The organism is Streptomyces sp. NPDC014734, assembly GCF_043083325.1.
Lineage (GTDB): Bacteria > Actinomycetota > Actinomycetes > Streptomycetales > Streptomycetaceae > Streptomyces.
The window spans coordinates 170,643-197,246 of the sequence record NZ_JBIBYN010000019.1; the positions used below are offsets into that span (position 1 = coordinate 170,643).

The following is a 26,604-nucleotide window of genomic DNA, read 5'->3' on the forward strand; positions in this document are numbered from 1 at the left end:
AGCCTGCCGGGAGCCCCTGACCGGCGTGTCAGCCCCGTTCGCGTCAGGCCCGTGGGCGCCGAGTCAGTCCCGCAGCGCGTCCAATTGGTCCAGGAACCACTGCTGCGGCGGCAGCGCGACCGCCGCCGCGGCCAGGCGTTCGGTGCGCGCGGACCGTTCGTCGTCCGCCATCGTCAGCGCCTCGTGCAGCGCCTGCGCCGTCGCTGACACGTCGTACGGGTTCACCACGACCGCGTCGCTGCCCAGCTCCTCGTACGCGCCCGCCTCCCGGGACAGCACCAGGGCGCAGCCGCGGTCCGAGACGACCGGGACCTCCTTGGCGACCAGGTTCATGCCGTCGCGGATCGGGTTGACGAGGGCCACGTCGGCCAGCCGGTACGCGGCCAGCGAGCGGGCGAAGTCGTCCTTGACGTGCAGGACGACGGGGGTCCAGGTGGCCGTGCCGTACGCCTCGTTGATGTCGGCGGCGACCCGCCGGACCTCGGCGGTGTAGTCGCGGTATACGGCGAGGTCCTGCCGGGACGGGTAGGCGAAGGCGACGTGGACGACCCGTTCGCGCCATTCGGGCCGCTCGTCGAGGAGTGCGCGGTACGCGAACAGGCCGCGCACGATGTTCTTGGACAGTTCCGTCCGGTCCACCCGGACGATCGTCCTCCGCCCGGGGCCGATCTGCTCGCGCAGCGCCGCCAGTCGCTCGTCCACGTCCGCCTCGTGCGCGCGTCTGCGCAGGAAGCCCGCGTCCGCGCCGAGCCCGTGCACCCCGATCCGGGTGTCCCCGGTGCCGCCCAGGATCTCCGCGCAGCAGCCGGTGAAGGCGTCCGCCCAGCGACGGGTGAGGAAGGCGGCCCGGTCGGCACCCAGGATGCCGCGCAGCAACTGTTCGGCGATGTCGTCGGGGAGCAGGCGGAAGTAGTCGACGGGCGCCCACGGGGTGTGCGAGAAGTGGCCGATGCGCAGGTCGGGGCGGAGCGCCCGGAGCATGCCGGGCACCAGGGCCAGGTGGTAGTCCTGCACCAGGACCGCCGCCCCCTGCCCGGCCTCCTCGGCGAGCGCCTCGGCGAAGGCCCGGTTGTACGTCTCGAACGACGCCCACTGCCGCCGGAACTCCGCGTCGAAGACCGGCTCCAGCGGGGTCTGGTAGAGCATGTGGTGGACGAACCAGAGCACCGAGTTCGCGATCCCGTTGTACGCGTCCGCGTGGACGGCGGCGTCGATGTCGAGCATCCGCACGCCCGGCTCGCCGACCCCGCGCCGGACCGCCTCCCGGTCCCCGTCGCCGAGCGCCGCGCACACCCAGAGCTTGTCGTCGACCGCGCTCAGCCCGGAGACGAGCCCGCCCCCGCCGCGCCTGGTGTCGAGCGAACCGTCCGTGGTGAGGGTGTACGACACCGGGCCGCGGTTGGAGGCGACGAGGACCTGCGCGGAGGACCGGGTCCGGGGCCGGGCGGCGGGCTGGGCTGCGTGCTCGGAGACCATGTTGCGGAATCTAGCCCGATCACGAACCGCCCAAACGTGCGAAGTCCGGCCGGGCCCGGCGGGCCCGGCCCGATGGAGGGCGCCCGACGGGGTCATGCCGTGCGGTGGGCGACGGGGCGGGCTGCGAGACGTGCCACAAGGTGGGCTGCGAGGCGGGCTGCGGGGCTGACGACGAGGTCACGCGGCGTGGCGGGTGAGGTACTCCTCGATCTCGCGCATCGGGGGCCGTTCCTCGGTGTCGACCGGGTGGGTACGCGGCACGAAGCCGTGGTCGCCGCGCTCGAACTGGGTGAGCGAGGGGCGGACCAAATGGCCACGGGACAGCCGGAGTTGGGCGGTCCGGTAGATCGCGGCGGCCATCCGGCCGAGCGCCTGGCCGTCCTGGTGGCGGTGCCTGCGCACCCCCACGTCGACCTGGGCGAGCGCGTCGAGGCCCACCGTGTGCAGGGCGTCGACGAGAAGGCCCAGCTCCACCCCGTACCCGACGGGGAAGGGCAACTGTTCGAGCAGGGAGCGGCGGGCGGCGTACTCGCCGCCGAGCGGCTGGACGAAACCGGCGAGCCGCGGCCAGTGCAGATTGAGCAGCGGGCGGGCCACCAGTTCGGTGACGCGGCCCCCCTGGGCGGCGGCCCGGCTGGTGGTGAGATCGGAAGCGCCACCGGGGGCGCCCCGGGAGACGCCTTCGGAAACGGCTTCGGGAGCGTCGCCGAACGGCCGGTCGTACATCGCCTTGACGAACTGCACGTCCGGTTCGGTCAGCAGTGGGCCGACGATGCCGGAGACGAAGTCCGCCGAGAAGTCCCTCAGGTCGGCGTCGACGAAGCAGACGATGTCCCCGCCGGTCACCAGCAGTGACCGCCACAGCACCTCGCCCTTGCCGGGCACGGCGGGTATGCGCGGGAGTATGTCGTCCCGGTGGACCACCCGGGCCCCGGCCTCCCGGGCCACCTTCGAGGTGTTGTCCGTGGAGCCGGAGTCGATGACCACGAGTTCGTCGACCAGCCGTACCCTCTCCATCAGCTCGCGCCGGATCGTCGTGACGATCTCGCCGACGGTCGCCTCCTCGTTCAGCGCAGGCAGGACGACACTCACGCTCCCGCGTCGCGGGTCCTTCGCCTTGGCCGCCAGGAGGCGTTCCAGCGGGCGGTCGGCGGCTGACCAGGAACGCCTGGTCAGCCAGCGTTCGGCCTCTTCCAGCACGGTCGATACTCCCTGTATGTGATCCATCTCGCGGTTCGGACGACTATCTCAACAGTCCGGGGCTTCGGTTAGAGTCTTGAACAACGCGGACGACCGTCGCATGTCGGGGTCGGTCCGCCGACAAATGCCTGGACCATGTGTTCCAGTGCCACAGCGCTCATCCAGAGGGACTGAGGGAACGGCCCGTTGAAGTCCCGGCAACCCTCCTGCCGACCGCGAGGTCACGGTGGGGAAGGTGCCAATTCCGTCTTGCGGCGAAACGCGTCGCAAGGAAGATGAGGAGAAAGGGCCTCCGCCATCATGGCCGTGCAGACTGCCGCAGCAGACACCGCTTCTTCCGCCGGTGCCTCCCCCGTCGACCTGGGCCCCGCCGCGGCGCTTTCCTGCCGCGAATGCGGCGAGCGATTCGAACTCGGCCCCATTTTCGCCTGCGCGTCCTGTTTCGGGCCGCTCGAAGTGGCGTACGACCTGCCGACCGGTTCCCCCGAGGAGCTGAGGAAGCGCATCGAGGCCGGACCGAACACCATCTGGCGCTACGCGCCGCTGCTGCCGGTCCCCGCCGACGTCGCGGACAAGCCCAACATCAACCCCGGCTTCACCAAGCTGGTCAAGGCCGACAACCTGGCCCGTGAGCTGGGTGTCACCGGTGGCCTGTACGTCAAGGACGACTCCGGCAACCCGACGCACTCCTTCAAGGACCGCGTCGTCGCCATCGCCGTCGAGGCCGCCCGCGCCTTCGGCTTCACCACCCTCTCCTGCTCCTCCACCGGCAACCTCGCCGGTGCGGTGGGTGCCGCCGCGGCCCGCGCCGGCTTCCGCTCCTGCGTGTTCATCCCGCACGACCTGGAACAGGGCAAGGTCGTCATGGCCGCGGTGTACGGCGGTGAGCTGGTCGGCATCGAGGGCAACTACGACGACGTCAACCGCTTCTGCTCGGAGCTCATCGGCGACCCGCTCGGCGAGGGCTGGGGCTTCGTCAACGTCAACCTCCGCCCGTACTACGGCGAGGGCTCCAAGACCCTGGCGTACGAGATCTGCGAGCAGCTCGGCTGGCGGCTGCCCGACCAGATCGTCATCCCGATCGCGTCCGGCTCCCAGCTGACGAAGATCGACAAGGGGCTCCAGGAGCTGATCAAGCTGGGCCTGGTCGAGGACAAGCCGTACAAGATCTTCGGCGCCCAGGCCGAGGGCTGCTCCCCGGTCTCCACCGCGTTCAAGGCCGGTCTCGACGTCGTCCGGCCGCAGAAGCCGAACACCATCGCCAAGTCCCTGGCGATCGGCAACCCGGCCGACGGCCCGTACGTCCTGGACATCGCCCGCCGCACCGGCGGCGCCGTCGAGGACGTCGACGACGAGCAGGTCGTCGACGCGATCAAGCTGCTGGCGCGCACCGAGGGCATCTTCGCCGAGACCGCGGGCGGGGTGACGGTCGGCGTGACGAAGAAGCTGATCGAGAACGGTGTGCTCGACCCGTCGCTGACCACCGTCGTCCTCAACACCGGGGACGGCCTCAAGACGCTGGACGCGGTGGCCGCCACCTCGCAGGCGACCGCGACGATCCGCCCGAGCCTGGACGCGTTCCGCGCCGCCGGCCTCGCCTCCGCCTGATCCTCCCGAGACCGAAGAAAGGCATCCGCCATGAGCGTCAAGGTCCGTATCCCCACCATCCTCCGCACCTACACCGGCGGCCGGGCCGAGGTTCCGGCCGACGGCGAGAATCTCTCCCAGGTCATCGCCTCCCTGGAGCAGAACCACCCGGGCATCGCCGCCCGCGTCCTGGACGACCAGGGCAAGCTGCGCCGCTTCGTGAACGTCTACGTCAACGACGACGACGTGCGCTTCGAGAGCGGGCTGGAGACGGCGACGCCGGACGGCGCCGGCATCTCGATCATCCCCGCCGTCGCGGGCGGCTGCTGACGCTCCCGGGCCTTCGTCGGACGACCCTCCGTCCGCCCGCTGCCGGACGGCTGTCAGGCGGCGGGCGGACGGCCGTCGGGCGGTTTCACGGTGTTATCGAATTGCCCCCTCCGGAACAAACGGAGGGGGCAATTCTGCATGGTTGAGCGCGGTAGAGTGTGGGAAGTCCCCCAGCTTCGCGTGCCGCCCGCCCCATGAGATTGCGCCCGGTCACGACAAGAAGTGGCCAATGTGCTCGATCTTCATGTGCCATAAGTCACTTTTGCCCGGCCCGACTTGCCCCGGAACCTTGTGAATCCTTCATATCCGGGCGATCAGTCGTGCCCGGAATTCTCGTCTGATTGACCTGTTGCAGAGGGCAGTTGGGCAGATACATTCAGCCGCGGTCGACGCGTTCCGGCGCACACACACCCTCTCCTGTCGGAGGGTGGGTTCTGACCCGGGTCCGCGAAGTGCGGTCCTGCGCAAGGGCCAGTAATAGGGGAGTTAGGCATGGCTCAGGGCACCGTCAAGTGGTTCAACGCGGAGAAGGGGTACGGCTTCATCGCGGTCGACGGTGGTGCGGATGTTTTCGTCCACTACAGCGCGATCCAGATGGACGGCTACCGCACCCTCGAAGAGGGTCAGCGAGTTGAGTTCGAGATCTCGCAGGGCCAGAAGGGGCCGCAGGCGGACATGGTCAAGCTCGCCGTCGGCTGAGTTCGGCGCGGTCGGCCAACAACGACACCACTCACGCACGGAGGGCCCGTACCCCGGGGACACCCAGGGGTACGGGCCCTCCGCGCGTGCGCCCGCGGCCGGGGCGGTCGGGAGGGGTGTCCGGGGCCGGGAGGAGGAGGGGCGGAGTTCCGTCGTCGGACCGTCGGCCCCGAGCCAACCTTCCCCGAGGACGCTTGCACTCTCGGGGGTCGAGTGCTAATCATTGCGTTAGCACTCTCCAGGTGAGAGTGACAGAACTTGGACCGGGCCGGTGAGGCCCGCAGGTCCGGTGGGGCAAGGAACCACCGGCACGCAGGCCGTCCGTCGCGGGCGCCACTCGGTCCGGAGAAATCCACCCCTGTCCGGGAGGACCACTTCACATGGCCAAGATCATCGCGTTCGACGAGGAGGCCCGGCGCGGTCTCGAGCGCGGCATGAACCAGCTCGCCGACGCCGTCAAGGTCACCCTTGGCCCCAAGGGTCGCAACGTCGTCCTTGAGAAGAAGTGGGGCGCCCCCACGATCACCAACGATGGTGTGTCCATCGCCAAGGAGATCGAGCTGGAGGACCCGTACGAGAAGATCGGTGCGGAGCTGGTCAAGGAGGTCGCCAAGAAGACGGACGACGTCGCCGGCGACGGTACGACCACCGCCACCGTTCTCGCCCAGGCGCTCGTCCGCGAGGGCCTTCGCAACGTCGCCGCGGGTGCCAACCCGATGGCTCTCAAGCGGGGCATCGAGAAGGCCGTCGAGGCCGTCTCCGCCGCCCTCCTGGAGCAGGCCAAGGACGTGGAGACCAAGGAGCAGATCGCTTCCACGGCCTCCATCTCCGCCGCCGACACCCAGATCGGCGAGCTGATCGCCGAGGCCATGGACAAGGTCGGCAAGGAAGGCGTCATCACCGTCGAGGAGTCCCAGACCTTCGGTCTGGAGCTGGAGCTCACCGAGGGTATGCGCTTCGACAAGGGCTACATCTCGGCGTACTTCGCCACCGACATGGAGCGTATGGAGGCGTCGCTCGACGACCCGTACATCCTCATCGTCAACTCGAAGATCAGCAACGTGAAGGACCTCCTTCCGCTGCTGGAGAAGGTCATGCAGTCCGGCAAGCCGCTGCTGATCATCGCCGAGGACGTCGAGGGCGAGGCCCTGTCGACCCTGGTCGTCAACAAGATCCGCGGCACCTTCAAGTCCGTCGCCGTCAAGGCCCCGGGCTTCGGCGACCGCCGCAAGGCCATGCTCGGTGACATCGCCATCCTCACCGGTGGCCAGGTCATCTCCGAGGAGGTCGGCCTCAAGCTGGAGAACGCCGGTCTCGACCTGCTCGGCCGCGCCCGCAAGGTCGTCATCACCAAGGACGAGACGACGATCGTCGACGGCGCCGGTGACAGCGACCAGGTTCAGGGCCGCGTCAACCAGATCCGTGCCGAGATCGAGAACTCCGACTCGGACTACGACCGCGAGAAGCTCCAGGAGCGCCTCGCGAAGCTCGCCGGCGGCGTGGCGGTCATCAAGGCCGGTGCCGCGACCGAGGTCGAGCTGAAGGAGCGCAAGCACCGCATCGAGGACGCGGTGCGCAACGCCAAGGCCGCCGTCGAGGAGGGCATCGTCGCCGGTGGTGGCGTGGCTCTGCTCCAGGCCTCGGCCGTCTTCGAGAAGCTGGAGCTCTCGGGTGACGAGGCGACCGGCGCCAACGCCGTCAAGCTGGCCCTGGAGGCCCCGCTCAAGCAGATCGCCGTCAACGGTGGCCTGGAGGGTGGCGTCGTCGTCGAGAAGGTGCGCAACCTGGCCGTCGGCCACGGTCTGAACGCCGCGACCGGCGAGTACGTCGACATGATCGCCGAGGGCATCCTCGACCCGGCGAAGGTCACGCGTTCCGCCCTGCAGAACGCCGCGTCCATCGCCGCGCTGTTCCTGACCACCGAGGCCGTCATCGCCGACAAGCCGGAGAAGGCCGCCGCGGCCGCTCCGGGCGGCATGCCGGGCGGTGACATGGACTTCTGATCCCTCGGGATCGGTAGTTCGGTCGGGCGACAGCCGGACTGTCGCGCAGGCCCCTGGGACCCTTTCCGGTCCCGGGGGCCTGCGCCGTTCTCGGGGGCCTGCGCCGTTCTCGGCACGCGCGTCCGTGTCGGTGTCGGCGTTCGTGTCGGTGTCGTGCCGGGCTGAGGGAGCCGGTCGTGCCGGGCCACGGGAGCCCGGTCGTGCCGGTATGGGGAGCCGGTCGGATCGGGTTACGGGAGCCGGTCGATGATCCAGGTGGAGAGTTCCTCCGTGACCAGGCTGTGGCCCTCGTTGCGGGCGGCGAGCGTGAACTCGTCGAGTCCGCTGTCCTCCGGCGGGAGCGCGGAGACATCCGCGTACAGCGCCTCGTCCGTGTCCGGGTCGCGGACGTCGACCGCGCTGACGGACGGCACGAAGCAGTGCGAGCGGATACGGACGTCGGTCTTGAACCCGAGTGCCGGACCGAGTGCGTTGAGACCGTCGGCGAGGATGCCGAAGCCTTCCAGCGAACCACCCGGGGCGCCGTCCAGGGACGGAAGGCCGCGCGTGCGCACCTCGTGTGACTTCAGCGTCGCCACCCGCAGTTTCGCGGCGCGTTCGTCGTCGCCCGGCGCCTGGGTGTGGAGCTCGGTGCCGCAGACCGACGCACCCTTGCCCTCCAGGGCCAGTTCACCGGCCGGCACGTCGCTTCCGGTGCCGTCGCCCGTGCCGTTGGCGACCCCGATCAGCCGCGGCCTGCGCGGCCACCCGCCGACCCGTCGCAGCTCGGCGAGGAACGTGGCGCGCTCGGCGCTCTGCCCCGGTGTCCCGTTCCACTCCTCGATGTGCCGCCACAGCAACTGGCGGGCGACCGGGCTGTTGATCTGGTCGGAGAACCGGCTGTCGAGGTCCCTCACGTAGTGCGCGAACGCCTGGAGGCCGATCGGGATCCAGGCGCCGCGGTGCGGGCTGTCATAGGAGAAATACAGCGCCGTACGGTGATCCTCGCGCCGGTGCTCCAGCGTGGCCAGGGCGTGCCGGGCGACCAGGCCGCCCGTGCTGAACCCGCCGACGGCCAGGGGCGTGTCGCCCTCCTGTTCCGTGGCCGCCCGCATGATCGCGGCCTGTACGGTCCTTGAATTGTCCAGAACGGACGCACTGCGTTCGTGGAAGCCGACGAGGACGACATCGTGGCCCCGACGCCGCAACTGGCTGATGAGCGGGTAGTCGCCGAACTCCATGACCTCCCAGGCGAAGTCCAGGCTGCTCGGCCCCGTGTGGAACCCGTCGGCGACGATCACGGGCCGTACGAGGCCCCGGTTCCCCTCGCCGTGATACACCCAGGCGGTGCCGCCCGGCAGGTCCCATACGGTCCTGGGCAGCAGCGGAAGCGCACCGCGCGGCTCGGCGTCCCGGCGGAGGCCGGGGATCAGAGTGATGGGGGGGTTGCTCTGAAGCGCCGAGGCGATCTGCTCGCGGGTCGGTTCGGACACAGGTTGTTCCCCTTTTGGGCCGGTTCATTGCGACAGGCGCCATCGTGAACACGGGGAGTAGTCGCCGTGCCGGGGAAGTGGATCAAACCACTCGCAGGTGGGAGCAGGTTTCGGCCATGCGGGGGTGTGATGGGTGCGCGGTCCGGTGCGGTCAGCGGACGGAGTCCTTGAGCGCGTCCGTGTCGGGGGTGAAGCCGACCGGCTTCGGGAGGGGACGGCCGCGCCGCATGGCGAACGAGCGGCATGCTCATCGGCATTTCCCTTCCGGCGGGGCCATCGCGGCCCGTACCTCGCTCATCCGGTCGCGTACGCGCGGTGCGGGGACGGCCCAGGCCGGTCCGGCGGGTGCGTCGGTGGGACGGTTGCCCCGGCAGGGGGCGCAGCGGCCACCGACGAGGGCTTCGGGCCTGCCGGGGGCGCGGCATTCACCGCATTCGATGGTGCGCGGCACCGCGTGGTACGCGGTCGGAGTGATCCGTTCGGGTGGCATTTTGTCGGTGAGCCGCCGGCGGACGAGTCCGGCGGCGTGGTGGACGGGGGTGGGGAGTCCGTCGGTGAGGGCGTGCAGGATGTGGATCTCTGCGGCGCCGCGCTCGAACCACTCGGCGACCAGCGGTTCCAGTCGTGCGCAGTCGGCCGCCGACAGGGTGAGCGAGGGAACGGAGCGCCCGAGCGCGGCCAGCAGCACGAACGCCCGTGACCGGGTGGGGCGTCGACGCTGTTCCGGCGGTACGTCGCCGTTGGCGAACGCCGCCCACCAGGCGTCGTCGCGGGCGGTGCGGGAGAAGAACGTGCGGGTCACCCAGAGCAGGGCGTGGTCATGGGCGACGCACTCGCTGCCGCGTCGCAGATGCCCGGCGTCCTGAATGCGGTTGAGTGCGGTCCGCAGCGCGCACTGTCCGTACGGCAGCACCTTGGCCAGCGTCTTCACGGAGATGTCGGCGCCGTCGGGCAACTGGTCGAGGTAGGCGGCGATGCTCGCTTCGCGGGGCGGCAGGTGGCTGAAGTCGCGCTCGGTGCGCGGGAGTTGGGAGGGGGCCGTGCGCTTGCCGTAACCCGGGTTGGCCATCGGGTGCGGCTGCGGGGGCGCGGGGAGAGGTGCGTGCGGCGGGCGCGGGGCGCCACTAAGCTGGCTGACAGCCACGGATCGGATTTCCTTCGTTCGTCGATCGTGTTGGTCAGGCCCCTGTTCGGTGTTCCCGCACCGGCAGGGGTCGTTTTGTTGTGTCGTTCCGCACGCTAGAGCGTCGCCACGGTCCGTGGCAAACCGGTCACATCGGGTCAACTGGCGGGGTGGGGAGGGTGGGTGGGGAGTGGCCCACCACCCATTCCTCTGAAAGAGCGCTCGGACGACGAGGCTTGAGCCCCGGAGGCGGTGTGAGTGCTGTGGGGCGGCGGGTGGCAGACGCTGCCGGAGCGGGCGGCGGCGCTGGAGATGTACGGGGAGCTCGACCGGCTCGGCGCACCCGGTGTCACCGCCTGGCCGGAAGGGATGGAGTGCCCGCTGCTGCTCGTCCGGGCGGGACGGGGGCATCCGCCGAGGCCGGGGGCGGAGCGGTTCGACGACCTGCTCGCCCGGTTCGCGCGGGAACTCTCCGAAGAGCTGGCCGTGCTCGCCCGTACCCGGCCGTCGGTCTCCGTCATCCGGATCGACGCCGCCCATCCCATGGTGCTGGAGGTGCCCGAGGCGGTCGCGGATCTGGTCGATCGCTTCGTCCGGGGGCTGCCCGGCCGAGGAAACGGGCGGTGCGGGGCGATGCTCCGCGAGCCGCCCGTGCCCGGAATGTCGTTCCGGGCACGGGCGGTCGTGGTGTGGGGGAGCGGGAGGGTGAGGCGGGGCTCAGTCGCGGCGGGGGCCGACGACCGTGTCTCCCTCGTGCACCGTGATCGCCAGGGCCGGGCAGATGTCGGCGGCGTCCAGAACCCGCTCGTCCGGCTCGATCCCGTCCGCGACCGCGCGGGCGTGCTCCCGTCCGGCCTGTCGGCCGTCCAGCGTGAACACCTCGGGGACGGTCCCGGCGCACATGCCGGAGCCCTGGCAGAGATCCGGGTCGACGCGTACGTGCCAACTGGTCACCGGGTCACCAGCCGATCGGCATGACACGCGGGCCGCGTACCAGCATCTCGGTCTTCCACGTCACGTCGTCCGCCAGCCGCAGCCCCGGGAAGCGGGTGATCAGGGCGCTCAGCGCCTCCTGGAGTTCCAGCCGGGCCAGCGGGGCGCCGAGGCAGTGGTGGACGCCGTGGCCGAATCCCAGGTGCTGGTTGCTCTCGCGGGCGACGTTCAGCACGCCCGGGGCGGTGAAGCGCAGCGCGTCGCGGTTGGCGGCGCCGACGGCGACCAGGACCGGGCTGCCGGCCCGCACGAGCGTGCCGCCGACCTCGATGTCCTCGGTGGCGTAACGGGGCTGACCGGCGCCGCTGCCGAGCGGCACGAAGCGCAGCAGCTCCTCCACCGCGTTGGGGACGAGTCCGGGCTCGGCCCTCAGCCGTTCGAGCTGGTCCGGGTGGTCCAGCAGGGTGAGGACGAAGTTGGGGATCTGGGACGCCGTGGTCTCGTGACCGGCGACCAGGATGCCGACGCACAGGTCGACGAGTTCGAGCTCCGAGAGCCGGTCGCCGCCGTCGCGGGCCTCGATCAGGGCCGTCATCAGGTCGTCCTGCGGGGCCTTGCGGTGCTGGGCTATCAACTCGGCCATGTAGGCGCGCAGTTCGTCGCGATTGCGCTCGAACTCCTCCGCCGTGAGGGAGCTGGTGGACAGCGCGGCGTCGCTCCACACCCGGAACTTGGGCCGGTCCTCGGTGGGGACGCCCAGCATCCGGCAGATCACCGCCACCGGCAGCGGCAGCGCGAACAGATCCACCAGATCGGCGGGTTGACCGGCCGCCTCCATGGCGTCCAGCAGCTCGGCCGTCAACTCGCGTACCTGCGGGCGCAGTTTCTCGACCTGCCGGACCGTGAAGGCCTTCGCGACCAGCGAGCGCAGCCGGGTGTGGTCGGGCGGGTCCATGCCGAGAATGCCGCCGTCGCGCTGGCCCTCGGACTGCCTCGGCTCGTCGTGCGAGGCGGCCACGGCCCGGCTGAAGCGCTGGTCGCCGAGGACGAGGCGGGCATCGGCGTAGCGGGTCACGAGCCAGGCGGGCTCGCCGTACGGCATCTGTACGCGTAACAGGCCCGTCCGGTCGCGTACGCGCTCGTACTCCTCCGCGAGGCCCAGACCCTCCGCTGTGTTGAAGGGGTAGGCGACGGGTGCGGCTTCTGCTGTGGTCACTGCGGCCTCCGTATGTAAGCAGCTGCTTACAACGTTAGGAGTGCCCGTACGGCCGGTCAACGACGCCTTCCGGCCGTTTACGGCTTCGGCGGACCGCTATTCTTACGGGCCGCTCCGAGAGGAAGGCCGCCATGGAGTCCGCCCCCGCCCTGCCGTCCCAAGAGCGCCGCCGGGACGCGGCGGCCACCCGTCGGCGACTGCTGGAGGCGGGCCGTGACCTGTTCGCCGAGCACGGCTACGAGAGGACGACGGTCCGGACCATCGCGGAACGGGCCGGGGTCAACCAGGCGTTGCTGTTCCGGTACTTCGGGTCCAAACAGGGGCTTCTCACCGAGGTCCTGGCCCAGGGCGGGCTGGAACAGCTGCGCTCGACACCGCCCGAGGAACTCTTCGAGGCGGCCCTGCGCTCGATGCTGACCCGCAGCGCGGTCGGGGCGGGCGATCGCACCCTGGAGGTCTATCTCCGCTCCATCGGCCGGGGTGACGAGACGGCCGGAACCCTGCGTGAGCTGGGCGAGGAGTACCAGAAGGCACTGTCCGGGCTCTCCGGTACGGCGGACGGCCCGCTGCGGGCGGATCTGGCCATGGCGTGGCTGCTCGGAATCGGGATGATGCGGACGGTCGTGGCCCGTGAACCGCTGGCCGACGCCGATCCGGACGAGGTGTGCCGTCTGGTGCTGGGCGCGCTCGGTCATCTCTGGGCGGCGCCGGAGCGGGGCTGCCCGGAGGAGTCGGGGGAGCCGGGGGAGCGGGTGCAGGAGCACTGATCGTGTACATCGACCGGCGGCAGGTGCCGTCACCCGCGATCACCGGGCCGGGGCCTCGTGCCTCCCGGCCAGATCCCTTGCCAGCCGGACGATACGGGCGCGGGCGGCCTGCGGCGTGATCACTTCGATGTGATCGCCGAACTGGAGGAGCTGGCGAACCGACTCGATGTCGGGGTAGCGGACGACGACGGTGCACCATTCCCCCTCGGCGCCGGAGACCTTCTGGATGCGATTGCCGAGGATGCGCCGTGCGAGATCGAGCCGACTTGCTCGGAGGCGGGCGGTCACACTCACCTGTCCGGGCGACTCCGTGCGTTCCTTCAGCGCGGCCCACACCGTGCGCAGCGTCTGCCCCGGGCGGAGCGCAGCCGGTGTCTCCAGTGACTCGAAAGCCGGCAGCCGCTCCAGGGCGAACAATCTGCCGTTGCTCCGGTCATCGGCGACGAGATACCAGCGCCCCGCCTTCATCACGAGACCGTACGGGTCGACTACGCGCGTTGTGGCCCGCCCCTCCGCGCTGCGCCGGTACTCAACGCGCATCCGACGCCCGTGACGCAGTGCTGATGCCAGGTCGGCGATGTCCACGCCCGCCGCCGGATCCGCGAACCACGCGGCGCTGTCAACCAGGATCACGTCCGCCAGGCGCGCAACCCGCTGAGTCCCGGATGTTGTGGCCTGGCGGGCGGCGATCTTGCGGGCGGCGGTCTCATGTGCCGTGGTCAGTCCCAGGCGCTCCAACTGCTCGCCACCCAAACCGAGGACGGACAGGGCCTCCAGCTCCCTCGGTTCGAGGTGGGAAGCGTTCAGCCGCGCACCGGGAAGAAGGACGATTCCGCCGCTCCTGCCACGTTCGGCGTAGACGGGCACACCTGCCGTCGAGAGCGCTTCGACGTCCCGCAGCACGGTCCGCCTGGACACCTCCATGCGCTCCGCGAGCTCGGTGGTGGTGATGCGCCTGCGCGCCTGCAGGAGCAGCAGCAGGTGCAGCAACCTCGAAGCCTTCACGGCGGCCGATTCTCCCATAAAAGATGACAGGATCTGTCGTCATTTCGGGGGCAACTGGTGCTGTACAGAATCCCTCGACCGAAGGAGCGCTCCGTGCCCGCACCCAACCTGTTCCTGGTCTATGTCCGTGACGCGGAGGCTGCCACCGCCTTCTACGGCGACCTGTTCGAGATCGAACCGACCTTCACCAGTCCCCGATACGTGGCCTTCGAGGTTGCCCCTGGCGTCCTGTTCGCGCTGTGGACCGGCCGCAACGAGCACGCGGTACCGGGCACCGCCCGCACGAGCGAGGTGGGGCTGATGGTGCCCGGCCCGGCGGCCGCCGTCGACGAGACCTTCTCGAAATGGACGGCGAAGGGCGTCCAGGCCGTGGAGGAGCCGCACGACGACGTCTTCGGCCGCACGTTCGTGGTCACGGACCCCGACGGCAACCTCATTCGGGTCTCCCCGGTGGACTGACCCGCACGAACCCGCACCATGCCCGCCCCGACGGCGAACGACGGGATGGTGCGGTGGTGGTGCGGGCTCGTGTTACCGGTGGCCGCGCTCGAAGGTGGCGAAGGCCGCCTCCTGACGCCACTCGGTCGCCGCCTTCGGGTTGTCGGCGAGGTAGCGGGCGCAGCGCGTACCCGGCTGTCCGACGCCCGGCCGGTCGGCGTGGCAGGCGGCGACCATGCGGTAGCCGGACGGCGCGGAACCGGTGACCCACAGGCTGCGGCCGTCACGGAAGGCGTACTCCAGCGAGGCGCGGGCCAGGTCCTTCAGTTCGGTGTAGCGCAGGCCGTACGTCTTCGCGGCGTACTGGTACTCATGGCTGATGTCGATCCGCGAGACCCCCGGGTCGTCGGTGGCCAGGACCACCGGGACGCCGTAGTGACGGTAGGCGTTGAACGGGTGCTCGGCCCCCGAGACGCCGAGGATCTGCTTGTTGCTGCTGAACGGCACCTCGACCGCGATGTTGCGCCGGGCCATCGTCCTGGCGAGCTGCTGCCAGTTGTCCTCGTGGACCAGGTCCACCCCGTGCCCGATGCGTTCGGCCCCGGCGACGAGCACCGCCTCGCGGATGTGGAACCGCAGGTCCTCCGGCTTGACCAGGCCGGGGGCCAGCTCCCCGGCGTGGAGCGTGAGGTGGGCGCCCGGATAGAGGCCGCGCAGGTACTTCAGCATCCGCATCTGGAGGCTGTAGTTCTCCAGCGAGCTGTCCCAGTCCTCCGGCTGCACGAGGTTGACCGCGACGAACCTCGGGTCGCGCTCGGCCAGCCGCATGCCGACCGCCATCTGCGTGAAGACCCGGGCCGGTGTGCTGCCCCGGGACACCTGGGAGATCCAGCGGACGGGAAGGCGGCAGCCGGGGTCGGGGCGGGAGGTGTCGCAGTGCGCGGCGGCCCGGAAGTCGGCGTCGGCGTCGTCGGCCTCCTTGACCGCCTCGTCCACGACCCGGTCGAGCTGCCCGCCGGCCATCAGCTTCCGGTGGAACGCGGCGAAGTCGGGGTCGTAACCCACCTTCTCGGACAGGGCCTTGGAGCTGTCCGAGGCGGGCGTGACCAGTGTCTCCAAGTAGAACTGGTTCTGCTCGGCCACGGTGTTGGCCACATTGGCGAGAAGCTTGCCCCGGTCCCAGGTGGCCATGCCGAACTTGTCGAACGTGTCGAAGAAGTGGTCGTGCCCGGACTCGTTGGCCGGGAAGTCCTGCATCGACCAGGCCCGGATGATCTCCTGCCGGAACGCGGCGTCGGTCCGCGCGTCGGCGGCCGGTCGCTTGCCGGGCCCGCACGGCGGGGCCACGGCCGTCATCTTCGCATCGATGCACAGGCCCTTCTCACCCGCGAGCTTGATCAGGAACTCGGTCCTGGCCGCGCCCGACAGGTGGTTGTGGAGGTCACCCCCCTTGGGCAACGCCTTGAAGAACGACTTCAGTTGGCCGGGCCGGTTCCGCAACGAGTCGAGGTACGCGGAGGTCCGGCGCTCGGCCGGGGTCACGGCGCGGGGCGAGGACGGCGCGGCGGCGGGGCGCGGCTGTGTCTCCCCCGCAGAGGTCGCGGCGGCGGCCGGAACTGCCGGGAGCAGGGACAGCGCGGTGAGCGCGGCGAGCCCGGCGGGCAGAAGTGACTTGGGACGGTGAGCCGTCCGGTTCGATGAGATCACGGCGGAATGATCGCCCCCGGCGAAGACGTTTCTCACCGAAATTGCATGTATGGCCGAAAACTCCCACCCGATCGTGTACGTGCGGGCATCCGTCGGCGAGTCATCGGATGCGTGGGCGTGCATGCGCTGCTGTCAGCGCGTGCAGCAGCACCCACTGGCGGACGCCCCGAGCCGGCGATCCGGGAGAGCTCTCGGCGCAACCGCCGCAGCGGACGGCGTGCGGGCTCCCATGCCCATCTCCCCGTCGAGGACGGCGTCCTGTCGGTATGCGTGTGCCGGAACGACCCCGGCGCACGTGAACCCCGGGACGCGGCATCCGGTGCGAACCGGGTCTCTCTGTTTCCCCGGGAGCCCCGTCAGCCGCCCACCGCGACGGACGGCGGATCCGGCCGGGCCGCCGGAGCGGGAACGGCGCGAGATCGCCCCCGGCCTCGTGCCGCCGACCGAGGGCCGGGCCTGAGTGTCCGGTCGTAGAATCCCGGTCATGGGCAGCAACTTCTCCTGATCAGGGTGCCGGAACCGCAGTCGTCCGCCCGGCGGCGCCGGGCTCCCCGGCGTGCCCGCGCGCCCGACCCAGGAGAGACACCCACCATGACCATGCGCCCCAGCTCCTCCGCCTGCCCCGCCCTGGACCACCGCATCGCCCGGCTGCGGCAGATCGCACGGGCCGACGATCGTCTCGAAGGCGTTCTGCTCTACGGGTCCTGGACCCTCGGCGAGGCCGATGTCCACTCGGACATCGAGGCGTACCTCTATGTCCGCGACGACCTGCTCGCCGACTTCGACGGCCCTGCCTTTCTCGGACAACTCGCCCCGCTCGCACTGGCGTACACCAACATGTACGGCATCCTCGCCGTGGTCTTCGACGACCTGATGCGCGGCGAGTTCCACCTCACCGCCGCCGGCCCCGGGATCGACGAGGTGCCCACCTGGCGGGGGATGGTGCACCTGCCCCGTCCCGAGGACGCCGTCCTGCTGGACCGGACGGGCCGACTGCGCCGGGCGGCAGGCCAGTTGGCGGAGTTCCGCCCGCCGGAGCCGGCCGCCACGGCCCAGCGGCTGATCGACGAACTGACGAACTGGACCCTCATGCTCGCCCACGTCCTGGCGCGCGGCGAGATCGCGCGCGCCCACAACCTGCTGCACGCCGTGGTGGCACCGCAGCAACTCCAGCTCTGCCGTCTGCTGCGCGGCTCCACCGCACACTGGCTCACCCCCAGCCGGGCGCTGGAACAGGACCTGCCCGCCGCGGACCGCGACCGTTACACCGCGACCACTGCGGTCGCCCGCGAACCGGACGTACGCGAGGCGGCGCGCGCAGGTTGGGGCTGGAGCCGGGAACTCGCGGCCGAGGCGGCCGGGCGCTGGCCCGTGTCCGTCCCGCGCGCGCTGCACGACGAGATCGGCGACCTGCTGAACGGTTCGCGCCGGGCCTGAACGGGCTGCGGCGGTCTCCGGATCCGTTGCGGCGAGCCTTGGGCTTAGGCATGACAACTCCCTGTGACACACGTGCGGTTGTGGGTTCTGCGCCTCTTCCTGGCCGACCGCGCGTTGGACACGCTGGGTATGCATTGCCATTACGCAGAGTGGAAAGGTATGGATCATGACGACGATCGAACGGCGCGAAGTGGCGGAGGGGAAAGTGCGGGCGGCGGAGGACGCGGTGGCGCGTTTGAAGGAGGGCTTTTCCGAGGCGGGGATCACGTTGCCGTCGTTGAGGGTCGACCCGGTGTCGTGCGCGGGAAGCGATCCGGCGCCGCTGATCGACCTCGGCCGGTGCAACCTCGACACGGCGTTGCGGTTGAGTGCCGTGCTGGAGGCGGAGGGGAAGGCCAGGACATGACGGCTGAGGGGTTCGAACCGGGGGTGCCCGAGCCCGGGGCGTTCGCGGTGGACACCCGGGACGGCAGGGTGGGGCGTGTCCTGGGGCGCGTCGGACCCTACGTGCGATTGCGGGTGCCCGGCGGCGGGGCGGAGTGGGACTGTCCGCCCGATCTCGTGCGGGCGGCGCCGCCGGGGCTGGCGCTGCGGGCGCGGGTGACGGAGATCAACCGGGAGGGGCGGCTGCCGCGCTGAGGGCGGAAGGCCGCACCGATGGCCCGGGCCGGCACCGTCGAGGAAGCGCCCCGGGCAGAAGGGGTGGGCGACCCGTCACCCGGCCCCCGCGAGGTGTTTCGCGATCCGCCCCGCGAGGTGTTTCGCGGGCTGCCCCGCCGGTCGACCCGCGGGAGCCGATCGTGGTGGGCGGCGTGGATACGAGGACGAGGGTGGCACCCGGTGTGGGGGTGCCGCCCTCGTCCGTGCCCGGGGGCCGGGACTCCTGCACGGGGTCAGACCCCGGCGGGTTCCTTCGTCGGGGTGTCCGGGCCGGGCGTCGGGGAGGCGGGGCCGCCCGGCACCGGGGACGGGGCGCCCGCCGGTTCCTGCGCGACGTTGAACTCCGCCAGCAGGTCCTTGCCGAAACCGAAGAAGTACGTGGCGAGGAAACCGGCCAGATAGCCGACCAGGAGGCCGCCGCCGTAGATCGCGGCCGTGGTGCCCAGGCCGTGGTTGCCGTCGAGGAGCGGGAACAGGGCCCAGCCGGAGGGGCCGATGGCCGTGGAGCCGACCTTGTCGCCGAGCTGGTTGAACAGTCCGACGAAGCCGCCGCCGAACGCCCCGCCGACGCATGCCGTGACGAACGGGCGGCCCAGCGGGAGGCTGACACCGTAGATCAGCGGTTCGCCGACGCCGAGCAGACCGGCCGGGAGCGCGGACTTGATGGTGCGGCGGATCGATCCGTTGCGGGGCAGCCGGAGGTAGACCGCCACGGCCGCACCGACCTGCCCGGCGCCCGCCATCGCGAGGATCGGCAGCAGGACCGTGAAGCCCTGCTGCTCGATCAGGGTGGTGTGGATCGGGATCAGCGCCTGATGCAGGCCCAGCATCACCAGCGGCAGGAAGAGACCGCCCAGCACGAAGCCCGCGCCCGCGCCACCGTTGGACAGCAGCCAGTCGGCGAACGAGCCGATCGCGGTGGACACCTCACCGGCCACGTACATCAGCCCGAAGATCGTCACCAGGCCGGAGACCAGGACCGTGAGCGTCGGGGTGACCAGGACGTCCAGCGCCTCGGGCACCCAGCGGCGGCACCACTTCTCCACGTACACCGCGAGCACCGCCGCGCCGAGCGCGCCCAGCACACCACCCTGGCCGGGGGCGAGCTTCTGCCCGAACGCCTCGATGTTCGCGACGCCGGGGAAGACGATGATCGCCGCGACCGCACCGCCGAGGATCGGCGTGCCACCGAATTCCTTGGCGGTGTTGAACCCGACGAACACGGCGATCAGTGCCATGAAGCCGGACGCCATCGCGGCGAGTGCGGGCGTGACCGAGGTCAGCCAGCCCAGATTCACCAGCAGGCCGTTGAGACCGGCGATGATGCCGCAGCCGATGAGCGCCGGGATCAGCGGGACGAAGATGTTCGCGATCCGGCGCAGGAACAGCTTGAACGGGGTGGCGTTCTTCGCCTTCCGCGCCGCCTTGATCGCCGCGCCCTGGGCGGCCAGTTCCGCCGCCGAAGCGGAAGCGGAAGGGGATCCCGACGCGGAGCCGGACGCCGAGGTGGATGCGGGCGCGGTGGCCTCGGCAGGAGCCGGAACAGAGGATTCCGACCGGCCCTCCTCCACCAGCCGTTCGAACTCCGGCGTGACCCGGGCGACGGTGCCCGGTCCGAGGACGATCTGGTACGTGTCGTCCTCGACCACGCCCATGACGGCCGGTATGGCCTTCAGGGCCTCGTCGTCGACGAGTGAGCGGTCGTGCAGACCCAGCCGGAGCCGGGTCATGCAGTGGGCGACGGAGCCGACGTTCGCGGCGCCACCGACGAGCGGAAGGATCGCGGCGGCTGTGGCGCGGTTCTTGTCTTCTGGTGCCATGGTGCGTGGTGCCTTGCTGTGCGGGTGGTGCGGGGAGCCGGCAGTGCCGGTGGTGTGCGTGGTGCGTGTACTGCCCGGCGTCGCGCGCGGCGTTGCGCGTGGTGCCGGTGGATCAGGTGGATCAGGTGGTGGGACGGGGGGCGGCGGCGAGAGCGGCGCGGAGGTGCCCGTCGGACGAGGCGAGGAGGCTTTCGGCGGTGGGGCCGTCGACCTGGCCGAGGATGGTGAGGATGGCGCTCTTCACCTCACCGCCCGTCGCTGCGAGGGCGGCCTCGATCTCCGCGTCGGACGCGCCGGTGGCGAGCGAGACGATCCGGCGGGAACGGGCGCGCAACTTCTCGTTGGAGGCACGGACGTCGACCATCAGGTTCCCGTACGTCTTGCCGAGCCGGATCATCGTGATCGTCGAGATCATGTTGAGGACGAGCTTCTGCGCCGTTCCCGCCTTGAGCCGGGTGGAGCCGGTGAGCAGCTCCGGACCGACGACGACCTCGATGCCGTGCTCGGCGGCGGCGCCCAGCGCCGAGCCCGCGTTGCAGGACAGGCCGATGGTCAGCGCGCCCTTGGTGCGGGCGTGCTCGACGGCGCCGATCGCATACGGCGTACGGCCGGAGGCGGAGATGCCGACCACGGTGTCGTCGGCGGTGAGCCCCAGGGCGTCCAGATCGGCGGCGGCCAACTCCTTGCTGTCCTCGGCGCCCTCGACGGCCTTGACCATCGCGGACGGGCCGCCCGCGATCAGCCCGACGACCTGGGACGGATCGGTGTTGAACGTGGGCGGGCACTCGCTGGCGTCCAGTACGCCGAGCCGGCCCGCGGTGCCCGCGCCCGCGTAGATCAGACGGCCGCCGCGGGCCATGCGCTGTGCGGTGCCGTCGATCGCGGCGGCGATCTCGGGCAGCCGGGCGCCGACGGCGACCGGGACGGACTGGTCCTCGCCGTTCATGATCCGGGCTATGTCGAGCGTGCCCATCCGGTCGATCTCGGCAAGTTCGGGGCGGAACGCCTCGGTGGTGAGCGTTTCGAGCTGGGCGCGCAGCCGACCGTATCCGTCGGGGGTGGTGGAGTCGGCGCCCGTGCGGTCGTCGTCGGTCGTGGAGGTCATGGAGGAAGGCTCTGCTTTCTCGGTCGCGTACGGTTCCGCGGGTGCGGGTGCGGGTGCGGGTGCGGGTGCGGGTGCGGGTGCGGGTGCGGTGAGGGGTGCTGCGGCGCGGGTCGAATCGGGTCGGGTCGAATCGGGTCGGGTCAGCGGGGGCGCGGGGTGTGGCGGTGCGCGAGTGCCTCGTAGGAGGCGGCGAGGGCGGGGGCGGCCTGTTCGTAGGTGCGCTGCGCGACGCCTATGAACAGGCAGTCGACGACCAGCAGCTGACTCGTACGGCTCGACATCGCGGCGGGCCTCAGCTCGCTCTCCCGCGCGGTGGACGTGGTGAGTACGTGGTCGGCGTATTGCGTCACGGGGCCGTCGGGGCGGCCGGTGATCGCTACCGTCGTCGCACCGTGGTCGAACGCGACCCTCAGCGGCTCGATGACGTCGACGGTGGAGCCGGAGTGCGTGATCGCGATGGCGACGTCGCCGGAGCGGAGCTGTACGGCGTTGGTCACCGCGAGGTGCGGGTCCGTGTGGGAGTGCGCGATCAGACCGATCCTTGCCAGTTTCTGCGCCAGGTCCTGGCCGACCAGGGAGGAGGCGCCCACGCCGTAGATGTCGATGCGGCGGGCCGTGGAGGCTGCGGCCACGGCGGCGCCGAGCTGGACCGTGTCGAGACCGGCCGCCGTGTCGGCGAGGGTCTGCTGCTCGTCGTACGCAAGTTTGGCGACCACGTCGGCGATCGGGTCGTCGACCGCTATGTCGGCGGTGACGGACGGGGCCCGGCCCGACTGCTGATGGGCGGCGAGTCCGGCGAGGGCCAGACGCAGATCGCGGTATCCGGGGTATCCGAGGAGGCGGGCCGTGCGGACGACCGTCGCCTCGCTGGTGCCGGTGAGCTCGGCGAGACCGGTGACCGTGAGGGCGGCGCATCCGGCGGGGTCACCGGCGACGGCCTCGGCGACTCGCTGCATGGAACGGGTCATGGACGGTGCGAGCGTTCGGACCTTGGCCGCGAGAGCCGCCGGGGCGGGCGGGGAGTCAGCGCTGAAACTTTCCTTCAGGTCATTGGTCACCTTTGGAAGATATTTTCAACCGGGGTGTCCGTCAACCCCCCTTTGGGCCCCATGTCCGGATGTCCGGATGTCCGGAATCGTGTGGCGGATCGCCGCGGACCGCCACAGGCGGCGCGGACAGCGCGGGACCGGGCGTGAGAAACCGGTTCGCGGGCGGGGTGACAATGGCCCCATGGAGATGAATCCCCTGGAACAGGCGTTGCACACGGCCCGGGCTCTGGTCATGGCGGATCTCGCCGCGGGCGATGTCGCCGACGCCGGGATCGTCTCGCTGGTCGAGGACGCGGTGACCCATCGCCGCTGGTGGGTCGAGCAGTGGCCGGAGGGCGCCTCGTTCGTCGTCGGACTTGTCGCTCAGGACGTGCAGGACGCGCTGCTCGAACGGTACGGGCGCTGGCCGCTCTGCCCGGTCTGCGACATGGGCGACCCGCACGCCCTGGACGTCGAGCCGGAACTGGGCCCGGACCCGCACTGGGTGTGCACCAAGGCCGCCGTCGCGGTCGCGCCTGTCGGTTCGCTGAACGGGATACCGCGCCGGTGACGGTCTACATCGACCCACCGCAGTGGCCGGGGCACGGGCGACTCTGGTCGCACCTGGTCAGCGACGTGTCCTTCGAGGAACTGCACGCCTTCGCCGAGTCCGTCGGCTGCCCGCGCCGTGCGTTCGAGCGGGACCACTACGACGTACCGGAGGCACGGTACGAGGACGCGGTGCGCGCCGGGGCGAAGGAGATCGGCTCCAAGGAACTCGTCCGTCGGCTCACGGAGGCCGGACTGCGTCGGCCCAAGGGACGCCCGGCGCCCGGGCCCGTCGGCGCCCCGGCGCCCGGACTCGCCGTCGAGCGGCGGTACCGCTGACGAGAACGCGAGAACGGGTGCCGGGTGGTCGTGCCGGTTGCGTGACCGTGCCGGTCGTGCGGGTTGTGCCGGTCGTGTCGGCTGCGATGAGCATGTCGACCGGGTGGACCGCGGTGGTCGTGGCGGGGATCAGACGGTGCCGGTGCCGGTGGCGCCGGCCGGTGCGTACGTCTCCGGCGTCCTGCTGGATTCGGAGGCAGGCACGGACGCGGATTCGGACACGGAGGCGGATCCGGCGGACGGTGCCGGGGAGGCCGCCGCGGCGGGCGAGCCGGTCACTCGCCGCGAGGTGCCCCTGTTCTGGAGCCTCAACGAGCACACCACGGCCACCAGGGCCAGCACGGTCATGGCCGCGCCCGCCCACGCGGTCGCCGCGTAGCCGAAGTCCGCGTCGATCACCGCGCCGCCCAGCCAGGGGCCGCCGGTGTTGCCCAGATTGAACGCGGCCGTCGTCGTCGCGCCGGCCAGGGTCGGGGCGGCGCCCGCGACATTGAACATCCGGGCGTTCAGCGCCGGGGCCGTGTAGAACGCCGACACACCCAGCAGGAACGAGAGCGCGACCGCGGCCACCTGGTACGAGGAGAGCAGTGCCAGCGCGATCAGGAACACCGTCGAGGCCGCGATACCGCTCATCAGCACCCCGAAGAGATGCGCGTCCGCGACCCGGCCGCCGATCGTCGTGCCGACCAGCGCGCCGATTCCGAACAGCGCGAGCACCGTCGGCACCCAGCCGGAGTCCAGGCCCGCGACGTCGGTCAGCAGCGGGGCCAGATAGCTGAACGCGCAGAAGACGCCGCCCGCGGCGAGTGCCGTGACCACGATCGACAGCCAGACCTGGCGGTCCCGGTAGATGCTCATCTCCTGCTTGAGCTGCGGCTTCTGTTCCGGTACGGGGATGCGCGGAATCAGGGTCGTCACACCGACGAGGGCCACCGCGGACGCCGCGCCGACGGCCCAGAACGCCGAGCGCCAGCCGAAATTCTCGCCGAGCAGGGCCCCCAGGGGCACCCCCAGCACGTTGGCGATCGACAGACCGCCGATCATCACGGCCATGGCGCGGGCCCGCGCGTTCACCGGCACCATCGCGATGGCGACCGCCGCACCGACCGCCCAGAACCCGGCGCAGGCGAAGGCGCTCACGACCCGGGACACGAAGAGCACCTCGTACGTCGGGGCCAGCGCGCCCGCGACCTGTCCGAGGCCGAAGACGGAGATCAGGGAGATGAGGGTGGTGCGGCGCGGCAGCCGCAGCGTGGCCACGGCGAGCAGCGGGGCGCCGATCACCATGCCGATCGCGAAGGCGGATATGAGGAGTCCGGCCCGCGGAATGGACACGTTCATGTCGTCGGCGATGGGCGGCAGAAGCCCGGAGAGCATGAATTCGCTGGTGCCGAGGGCGAAGACCGAGAGACCGAGTATGTAGACGGCCAGAGGCATACGGGAACGTGGGGCGGCAGAGTCGGGCATGACAGCTGACAACGGTGCCCGCCGCCGCAGGATTCCCACCGCTTGTCGTATTTACGCAGTTGTCACATTCCCGCCGCGTCCGGCGCCCCGGTGCTTTCCCCGTACGTCGTTCGACGACCGGACTCAGTGGCTGAGCAGCTCCCACTCGGTCAGCAGGTTCTGCCGGGCCCGGGGCTCCCACCTCTCCGCCCCGAGCGGGGTGCGGAACAGCCCGGGCAGGTCGAGTAGTTGACGCAGTACGGTCGCCCGGCCCTCGCGGAACGCGTCGTCGGGCACGAAGCCGTACTCCTCACGCACCTGGGCCGCGTACGCGGCGTACTCCCTGGGCGGCGCCGCGAGGATCGCCAGATCGGCATCGCACAGCACCTCGCCGTCGGCGTCCCCCTCCGCCGGGTCGTGCGTGACGGTGAGCCGGACGAGCCGGGCCACCTCGGCGGTGACCTCGGCCGGTACGCCCGCCTCCGGCAGCGCGCGTTCGGCGAGGGCGGCGCTGCGCTCCTCGTTCTCGGACCGGTCGGGCCGGTACACCGCGTCGTGGAACCAGGCGGCCAGGCGTACGGCGTCCACGTCGGTCGCGTACCCGGCGAGCGTGTCGACGTGGTCGAGGACCGCGATCAGGTGCGCGGTGGTGTGGTAGTGCCGTTGCGGCTCGGCCCAGCGTGCCAGCAGGTTGTCCGCGTACGGCAGCGGATCGGGGCCGGGAGCTCCGCGCCGGGCCCCGACGAGCGCCGCCCGCCAACGACGGCGGAGGGAGTCCTCGGCATCGGCCGCCCCATGAGCCCCGGCCGCCTCACCGGCGACTGATCGGTCACTGCTTCCGCGCGAGCTGTCGGTCATGGCACGACCCTACGGGCTGTCCCGCCGGGTCGTCCGGGAACGTTCCGGGACACGGGGCACGGGACACGGGACACGGGGCACGGCCGTGGTTTCACGGGCGGCCCCCCTCGGTGAAAGGACTTGGCCCGGTACGGGCGGCCCTGAAGAATGACGGCCATGCAGATCCGACGAGCTGAGCCCGACGATGCCCCGGCGGTCGCCGCCGTCCACGTACGTTCCTGGCGGGTCGCCTTCGCGGGTCTCGTTCCGCGACATCACCTCGATGCCATGGACCCACGCCGCGACGAGCCAGGATGGGCGGCACGTATCGCACAGGCGCGATGGCCGACGTCGGGCGTGCTGGTGGCCGAAACCGAGGCGGGGGTCGTCGGGTTCGCCGGCTTCGGGCCGTCCGACGAGGCCAGCGGCACCGGGGAGACCGGCACCGGGGAGATCGGCACGCTGTACGCGCTGCCCGAGGTCTGGGGCACCGGGGTCGGCAGGCAGTTGATGGAAGCCACGCTCGAAACCCTCGAACAGGCCGACTGCACACGGGCCGCTCTGTGGGTCCTGGAGGACAACACGCGCGCTCGGCGCTTCTACGAAGCGGCGGGCTGGCACCCGGACGGCACGGCTGTGGTGGACACCACCGGCGGGGCCTCGCTCAACAAACTGCGCTACTGCCGCTCTCTCGGCCGGTCGCAGTCCCGGAAGGCCGGGCAACGCCCCGTCGGCCGGGACGACATGGAGACGGCGTGACGGTTGTGAGGTGCGGCGGCGTGACGGCGTGAGGTGTGGCGGTGCGACGACGGGCCCGTCGTGTTCCGCGGTACCAGTTCCGCGGAACACGACGGGCCCTCGAACTCCCGGGTGCGGTGCTACGCCGCCGCCTTGAACCCGCGCAGTCGCAGGGAGTTGCCGACCACGAAGACCGACGAGAACGCCATCGCGGCACCGGCGATCATCGGGTTGAGCAGCCCGGCCGCGGCGAGCGGCAGTGCGGCCACGTTGTAGGCGAAGGCCCAGAACAGGTTCGTGCGAATGGTGCCGAGGGTCTTCCGTGACAGCCGGATGGCGTCCGCCGCGGCCCGCAGGTCCCCGCGTACCAGCGTCAGGTCCCCGGCCTCGATCGCGGCGTCCGTGCCGGTGCCCATCGCCAGGCCCAGATCGGCCTGGGCGAGCGCCGCCGCGTCGTTCACGCCGTCACCGACCATGGCGACCGAACGGCCCTGCGCCTGGAGCTTCTTGACGACGTCGACCTTGTCCTCCGGCATGACCTCCGCGTACACCTTCTCGATTCCGACCTCGGCGGCGACCGCCTCGGCCACCGCCCGGTTGTCGCCGGTCAGCAGGATCGGGGTCAGGCCGAGGGCGCGGAGCCGGGTGATGGCCTCGGCGCTGGTGTCCTTGACGGCGTCGGCGACTTC

26 protein-coding genes and 1 riboswitch are annotated in these 26,604 nt (G+C 71.0%); of the genes, 12 read left to right on the forward strand and 14 right to left on the reverse strand.

Annotated features, from left to right (window positions below):
- Positions 1-63: 63 nt before the first annotated feature.
- Positions 64-1,476: a trehalose-6-phosphate synthase gene (locus tag ACF1CT_RS27150; protein ID WP_391786580.1), complete on the reverse strand. Its 1,413-nt coding sequence runs from the start codon at positions 1,474-1,476 to the stop codon at positions 64-66.
- Between the two features lie 177 nt (positions 1,477-1,653).
- Positions 1,654-2,676, reverse strand: coding sequence for a glucosyl-3-phosphoglycerate synthase (locus ACF1CT_RS27155; RefSeq protein ID WP_391786608.1), 1,023 nt, complete (start codon positions 2,674-2,676; stop codon positions 1,654-1,656).
- Between the two features lie 154 nt (positions 2,677-2,830).
- Positions 2,831-2,958, forward strand: a riboswitch (SAM riboswitch).
- Positions 2,959-2,976: 18 nt separating this feature from the next.
- On the opposite strand from ACF1CT_RS27155, the gene thrC reads away from it, so the two are divergent.
- The 4 genes from thrC (at position 2,977) to groL (ending at position 7,295) form a co-directional block, all read left to right on the forward strand.
- Positions 2,977-4,284 (forward strand): threonine synthase, encoded by a 1,308-nt coding sequence (thrC, locus tag ACF1CT_RS27160; RefSeq protein WP_391786581.1) that lies wholly within the window; start codon positions 2,977-2,979, stop codon positions 4,282-4,284.
- Between the two features lie 30 nt (positions 4,285-4,314).
- The gene (locus ACF1CT_RS27165; protein ID WP_391786582.1) at positions 4,315-4,593 is read left to right on the forward strand and encodes a MoaD/ThiS family protein; all 279 of its coding nucleotides are present in this window, start codon (positions 4,315-4,317) and stop codon (positions 4,591-4,593) included.
- 492 nt (positions 4,594-5,085) lie between these two features.
- Positions 5,086-5,292 (forward strand): cold-shock protein, encoded by a 207-nt coding sequence (locus tag ACF1CT_RS27170; RefSeq protein WP_003967346.1) that lies wholly within the window; start codon positions 5,086-5,088, stop codon positions 5,290-5,292.
- Positions 5,293-5,672: 380 nt separating this feature from the next.
- The gene (groL, locus tag ACF1CT_RS27175) at positions 5,673-7,295 is read left to right on the forward strand and encodes a chaperonin GroEL (RefSeq protein ID WP_352280049.1); all 1,623 of its coding nucleotides are present in this window, start codon (positions 5,673-5,675) and stop codon (positions 7,293-7,295) included.
- A gap of 230 nt (positions 7,296-7,525) precedes the next feature.
- Here the strand turns inward: groL and ACF1CT_RS27180 are convergent, their stop codons facing one another.
- The 4 genes from ACF1CT_RS27180 to ACF1CT_RS27195 all read right to left on the reverse strand — a co-directional run bounded on the left by ACF1CT_RS27180 (position 7,526) and on the right by ACF1CT_RS27195 (position 12,039).
- Positions 7,526-8,767 (reverse strand): esterase/lipase family protein, encoded by a 1,242-nt coding sequence (locus tag ACF1CT_RS27180; protein ID WP_391786583.1) that lies wholly within the window; start codon positions 8,765-8,767, stop codon positions 7,526-7,528.
- A gap of 247 nt (positions 8,768-9,014) precedes the next feature.
- Positions 9,015-9,911, reverse strand: coding sequence for a hypothetical protein (locus tag ACF1CT_RS27185; RefSeq protein WP_391786584.1), 897 nt, complete (start codon positions 9,909-9,911; stop codon positions 9,015-9,017).
- Between the two features lie 696 nt (positions 9,912-10,607).
- Positions 10,608-10,793 carry a ferredoxin gene (locus tag ACF1CT_RS27190; RefSeq protein ID WP_391786609.1) on the reverse strand — a complete coding sequence of 62 codons (186 nt, stop codon included), beginning with the start codon at positions 10,791-10,793 and terminating at the stop codon, positions 10,608-10,610.
- 55 nt (positions 10,794-10,848) lie between these two features.
- Positions 10,849-12,039, reverse strand: coding sequence for a cytochrome P450 (locus ACF1CT_RS27195; RefSeq protein ID WP_391786585.1), 1,191 nt, complete (start codon positions 12,037-12,039; stop codon positions 10,849-10,851).
- A 131-nt stretch (positions 12,040-12,170) separates the two neighbouring features.
- Here ACF1CT_RS27195 and ACF1CT_RS27200 point away from each other — a divergent pair, with 131 nt between their 5' ends.
- A complete protein-coding gene (locus ACF1CT_RS27200; protein ID WP_391786586.1) occupies positions 12,171-12,806 on the forward strand; it encodes a TetR family transcriptional regulator in 636 nt (211 codons plus the stop codon).
- Positions 12,807-12,845: 39 nt separating this feature from the next.
- On the opposite strand, the gene ACF1CT_RS27205 is transcribed toward ACF1CT_RS27200, so the two are convergent.
- Positions 12,846-13,811 carry a helix-turn-helix transcriptional regulator gene (locus ACF1CT_RS27205; protein WP_391786587.1) on the reverse strand — a complete coding sequence of 322 codons (966 nt, stop codon included), beginning with the start codon at positions 13,809-13,811 and terminating at the stop codon, positions 12,846-12,848.
- Positions 13,812-13,904: 93 nt separating this feature from the next.
- Between ACF1CT_RS27205 and ACF1CT_RS27210 the strand changes: the two genes are divergently transcribed.
- Positions 13,905-14,270, forward strand: a complete 366-nt coding sequence (locus tag ACF1CT_RS27210) for a VOC family protein (protein ID WP_391786588.1) — start codon at positions 13,905-13,907, stop codon at positions 14,268-14,270.
- Positions 14,271-14,342: 72 nt separating this feature from the next.
- On the opposite strand, the gene ACF1CT_RS27215 is transcribed toward ACF1CT_RS27210, so the two are convergent.
- Positions 14,343-15,956 (reverse strand): adenosine deaminase, encoded by a 1,614-nt coding sequence (locus ACF1CT_RS27215; protein WP_391786589.1) that lies wholly within the window; start codon positions 15,954-15,956, stop codon positions 14,343-14,345.
- Positions 15,957-16,547: 591 nt separating this feature from the next.
- Between ACF1CT_RS27215 and ACF1CT_RS27220 the strand changes: the two genes are divergently transcribed.
- From ACF1CT_RS27220 to ACF1CT_RS27230, 3 genes are all read left to right on the forward strand, one after another.
- The gene (locus ACF1CT_RS27220) at positions 16,548-17,393 is read left to right on the forward strand and encodes a nucleotidyltransferase domain-containing protein (RefSeq protein ID WP_391786590.1); all 846 of its coding nucleotides are present in this window, start codon (positions 16,548-16,550) and stop codon (positions 17,391-17,393) included.
- 166 nt (positions 17,394-17,559) lie between these two features.
- A complete protein-coding gene (locus tag ACF1CT_RS27225; RefSeq protein ID WP_391786591.1) occupies positions 17,560-17,799 on the forward strand; it encodes a hypothetical protein in 240 nt (79 codons plus the stop codon).
- The gene (locus ACF1CT_RS27230) at positions 17,796-18,032 is read left to right on the forward strand and encodes a hypothetical protein (RefSeq protein ID WP_391786592.1); all 237 of its coding nucleotides are present in this window, start codon (positions 17,796-17,798) and stop codon (positions 18,030-18,032) included. The genes ACF1CT_RS27225 and ACF1CT_RS27230 overlap by 4 nt, the downstream gene beginning before the upstream one ends.
- A 254-nt stretch (positions 18,033-18,286) precedes the next feature.
- Here the strand turns inward: ACF1CT_RS27230 and ACF1CT_RS27235 are convergent, their stop codons facing one another.
- From ACF1CT_RS27235 to ACF1CT_RS27245, 3 genes are all read right to left on the reverse strand, one after another.
- Entirely contained in the window at positions 18,287-19,873 is a 1,587-nt protein-coding gene (locus tag ACF1CT_RS27235) for a PTS transporter subunit EIIC (protein ID WP_391786593.1), read from the reverse strand.
- A 121-nt stretch (positions 19,874-19,994) separates the two neighbouring features.
- Positions 19,995-20,978, reverse strand: coding sequence for an N-acetylmuramic acid 6-phosphate etherase (murQ, locus tag ACF1CT_RS27240; RefSeq protein WP_391786594.1), 984 nt, complete (start codon positions 20,976-20,978; stop codon positions 19,995-19,997).
- A gap of 140 nt (positions 20,979-21,118) precedes the next feature.
- Positions 21,119-22,036 (reverse strand): MurR/RpiR family transcriptional regulator, encoded by a 918-nt coding sequence (locus tag ACF1CT_RS27245; protein ID WP_391786595.1) that lies wholly within the window; start codon positions 22,034-22,036, stop codon positions 21,119-21,121.
- 172 nt (positions 22,037-22,208) lie between these two features.
- On the opposite strand from ACF1CT_RS27245, the gene ACF1CT_RS27250 reads away from it, so the two are divergent.
- A complete protein-coding gene (locus ACF1CT_RS27250) occupies positions 22,209-22,577 on the forward strand; it encodes a hypothetical protein (protein WP_391786596.1) in 369 nt (122 codons plus the stop codon).
- A complete protein-coding gene (locus ACF1CT_RS27255) occupies positions 22,574-22,894 on the forward strand; it encodes a DUF4031 domain-containing protein (RefSeq protein WP_391786597.1) in 321 nt (106 codons plus the stop codon). Before ACF1CT_RS27250 ends, ACF1CT_RS27255 begins: the two co-directional genes overlap by 4 nt.
- A 129-nt stretch (positions 22,895-23,023) precedes the next feature.
- Here the strand turns inward: ACF1CT_RS27255 and ACF1CT_RS27260 are convergent, their stop codons facing one another.
- Both ACF1CT_RS27260 and ACF1CT_RS27265 read right to left on the reverse strand, forming a co-directional pair.
- Positions 23,024-24,331, reverse strand: coding sequence for a Cmx/CmrA family chloramphenicol efflux MFS transporter (locus tag ACF1CT_RS27260; protein WP_391786598.1), 1,308 nt, complete (start codon positions 24,329-24,331; stop codon positions 23,024-23,026).
- Between the two features lie 153 nt (positions 24,332-24,484).
- Positions 24,485-25,198, reverse strand: coding sequence for a hypothetical protein (locus ACF1CT_RS27265; protein WP_391786599.1), 714 nt, complete (start codon positions 25,196-25,198; stop codon positions 24,485-24,487).
- A gap of 156 nt (positions 25,199-25,354) precedes the next feature.
- Here ACF1CT_RS27265 and ACF1CT_RS27270 point away from each other — a divergent pair, with 156 nt between their 5' ends.
- Positions 25,355-25,936: a GNAT family N-acetyltransferase gene (locus tag ACF1CT_RS27270; protein WP_391786600.1), complete on the forward strand. Its 582-nt coding sequence runs from the start codon at positions 25,355-25,357 to the stop codon at positions 25,934-25,936.
- Positions 25,937-26,055: 119 nt separating this feature from the next.
- On the opposite strand, the gene ACF1CT_RS27275 is transcribed toward ACF1CT_RS27270, so the two are convergent.
- A partial coding sequence (locus tag ACF1CT_RS27275) for an HAD-IC family P-type ATPase (protein ID WP_391786601.1) occupies positions 26,056-26,604 on the reverse strand: 549 nt, incomplete at its 5' end.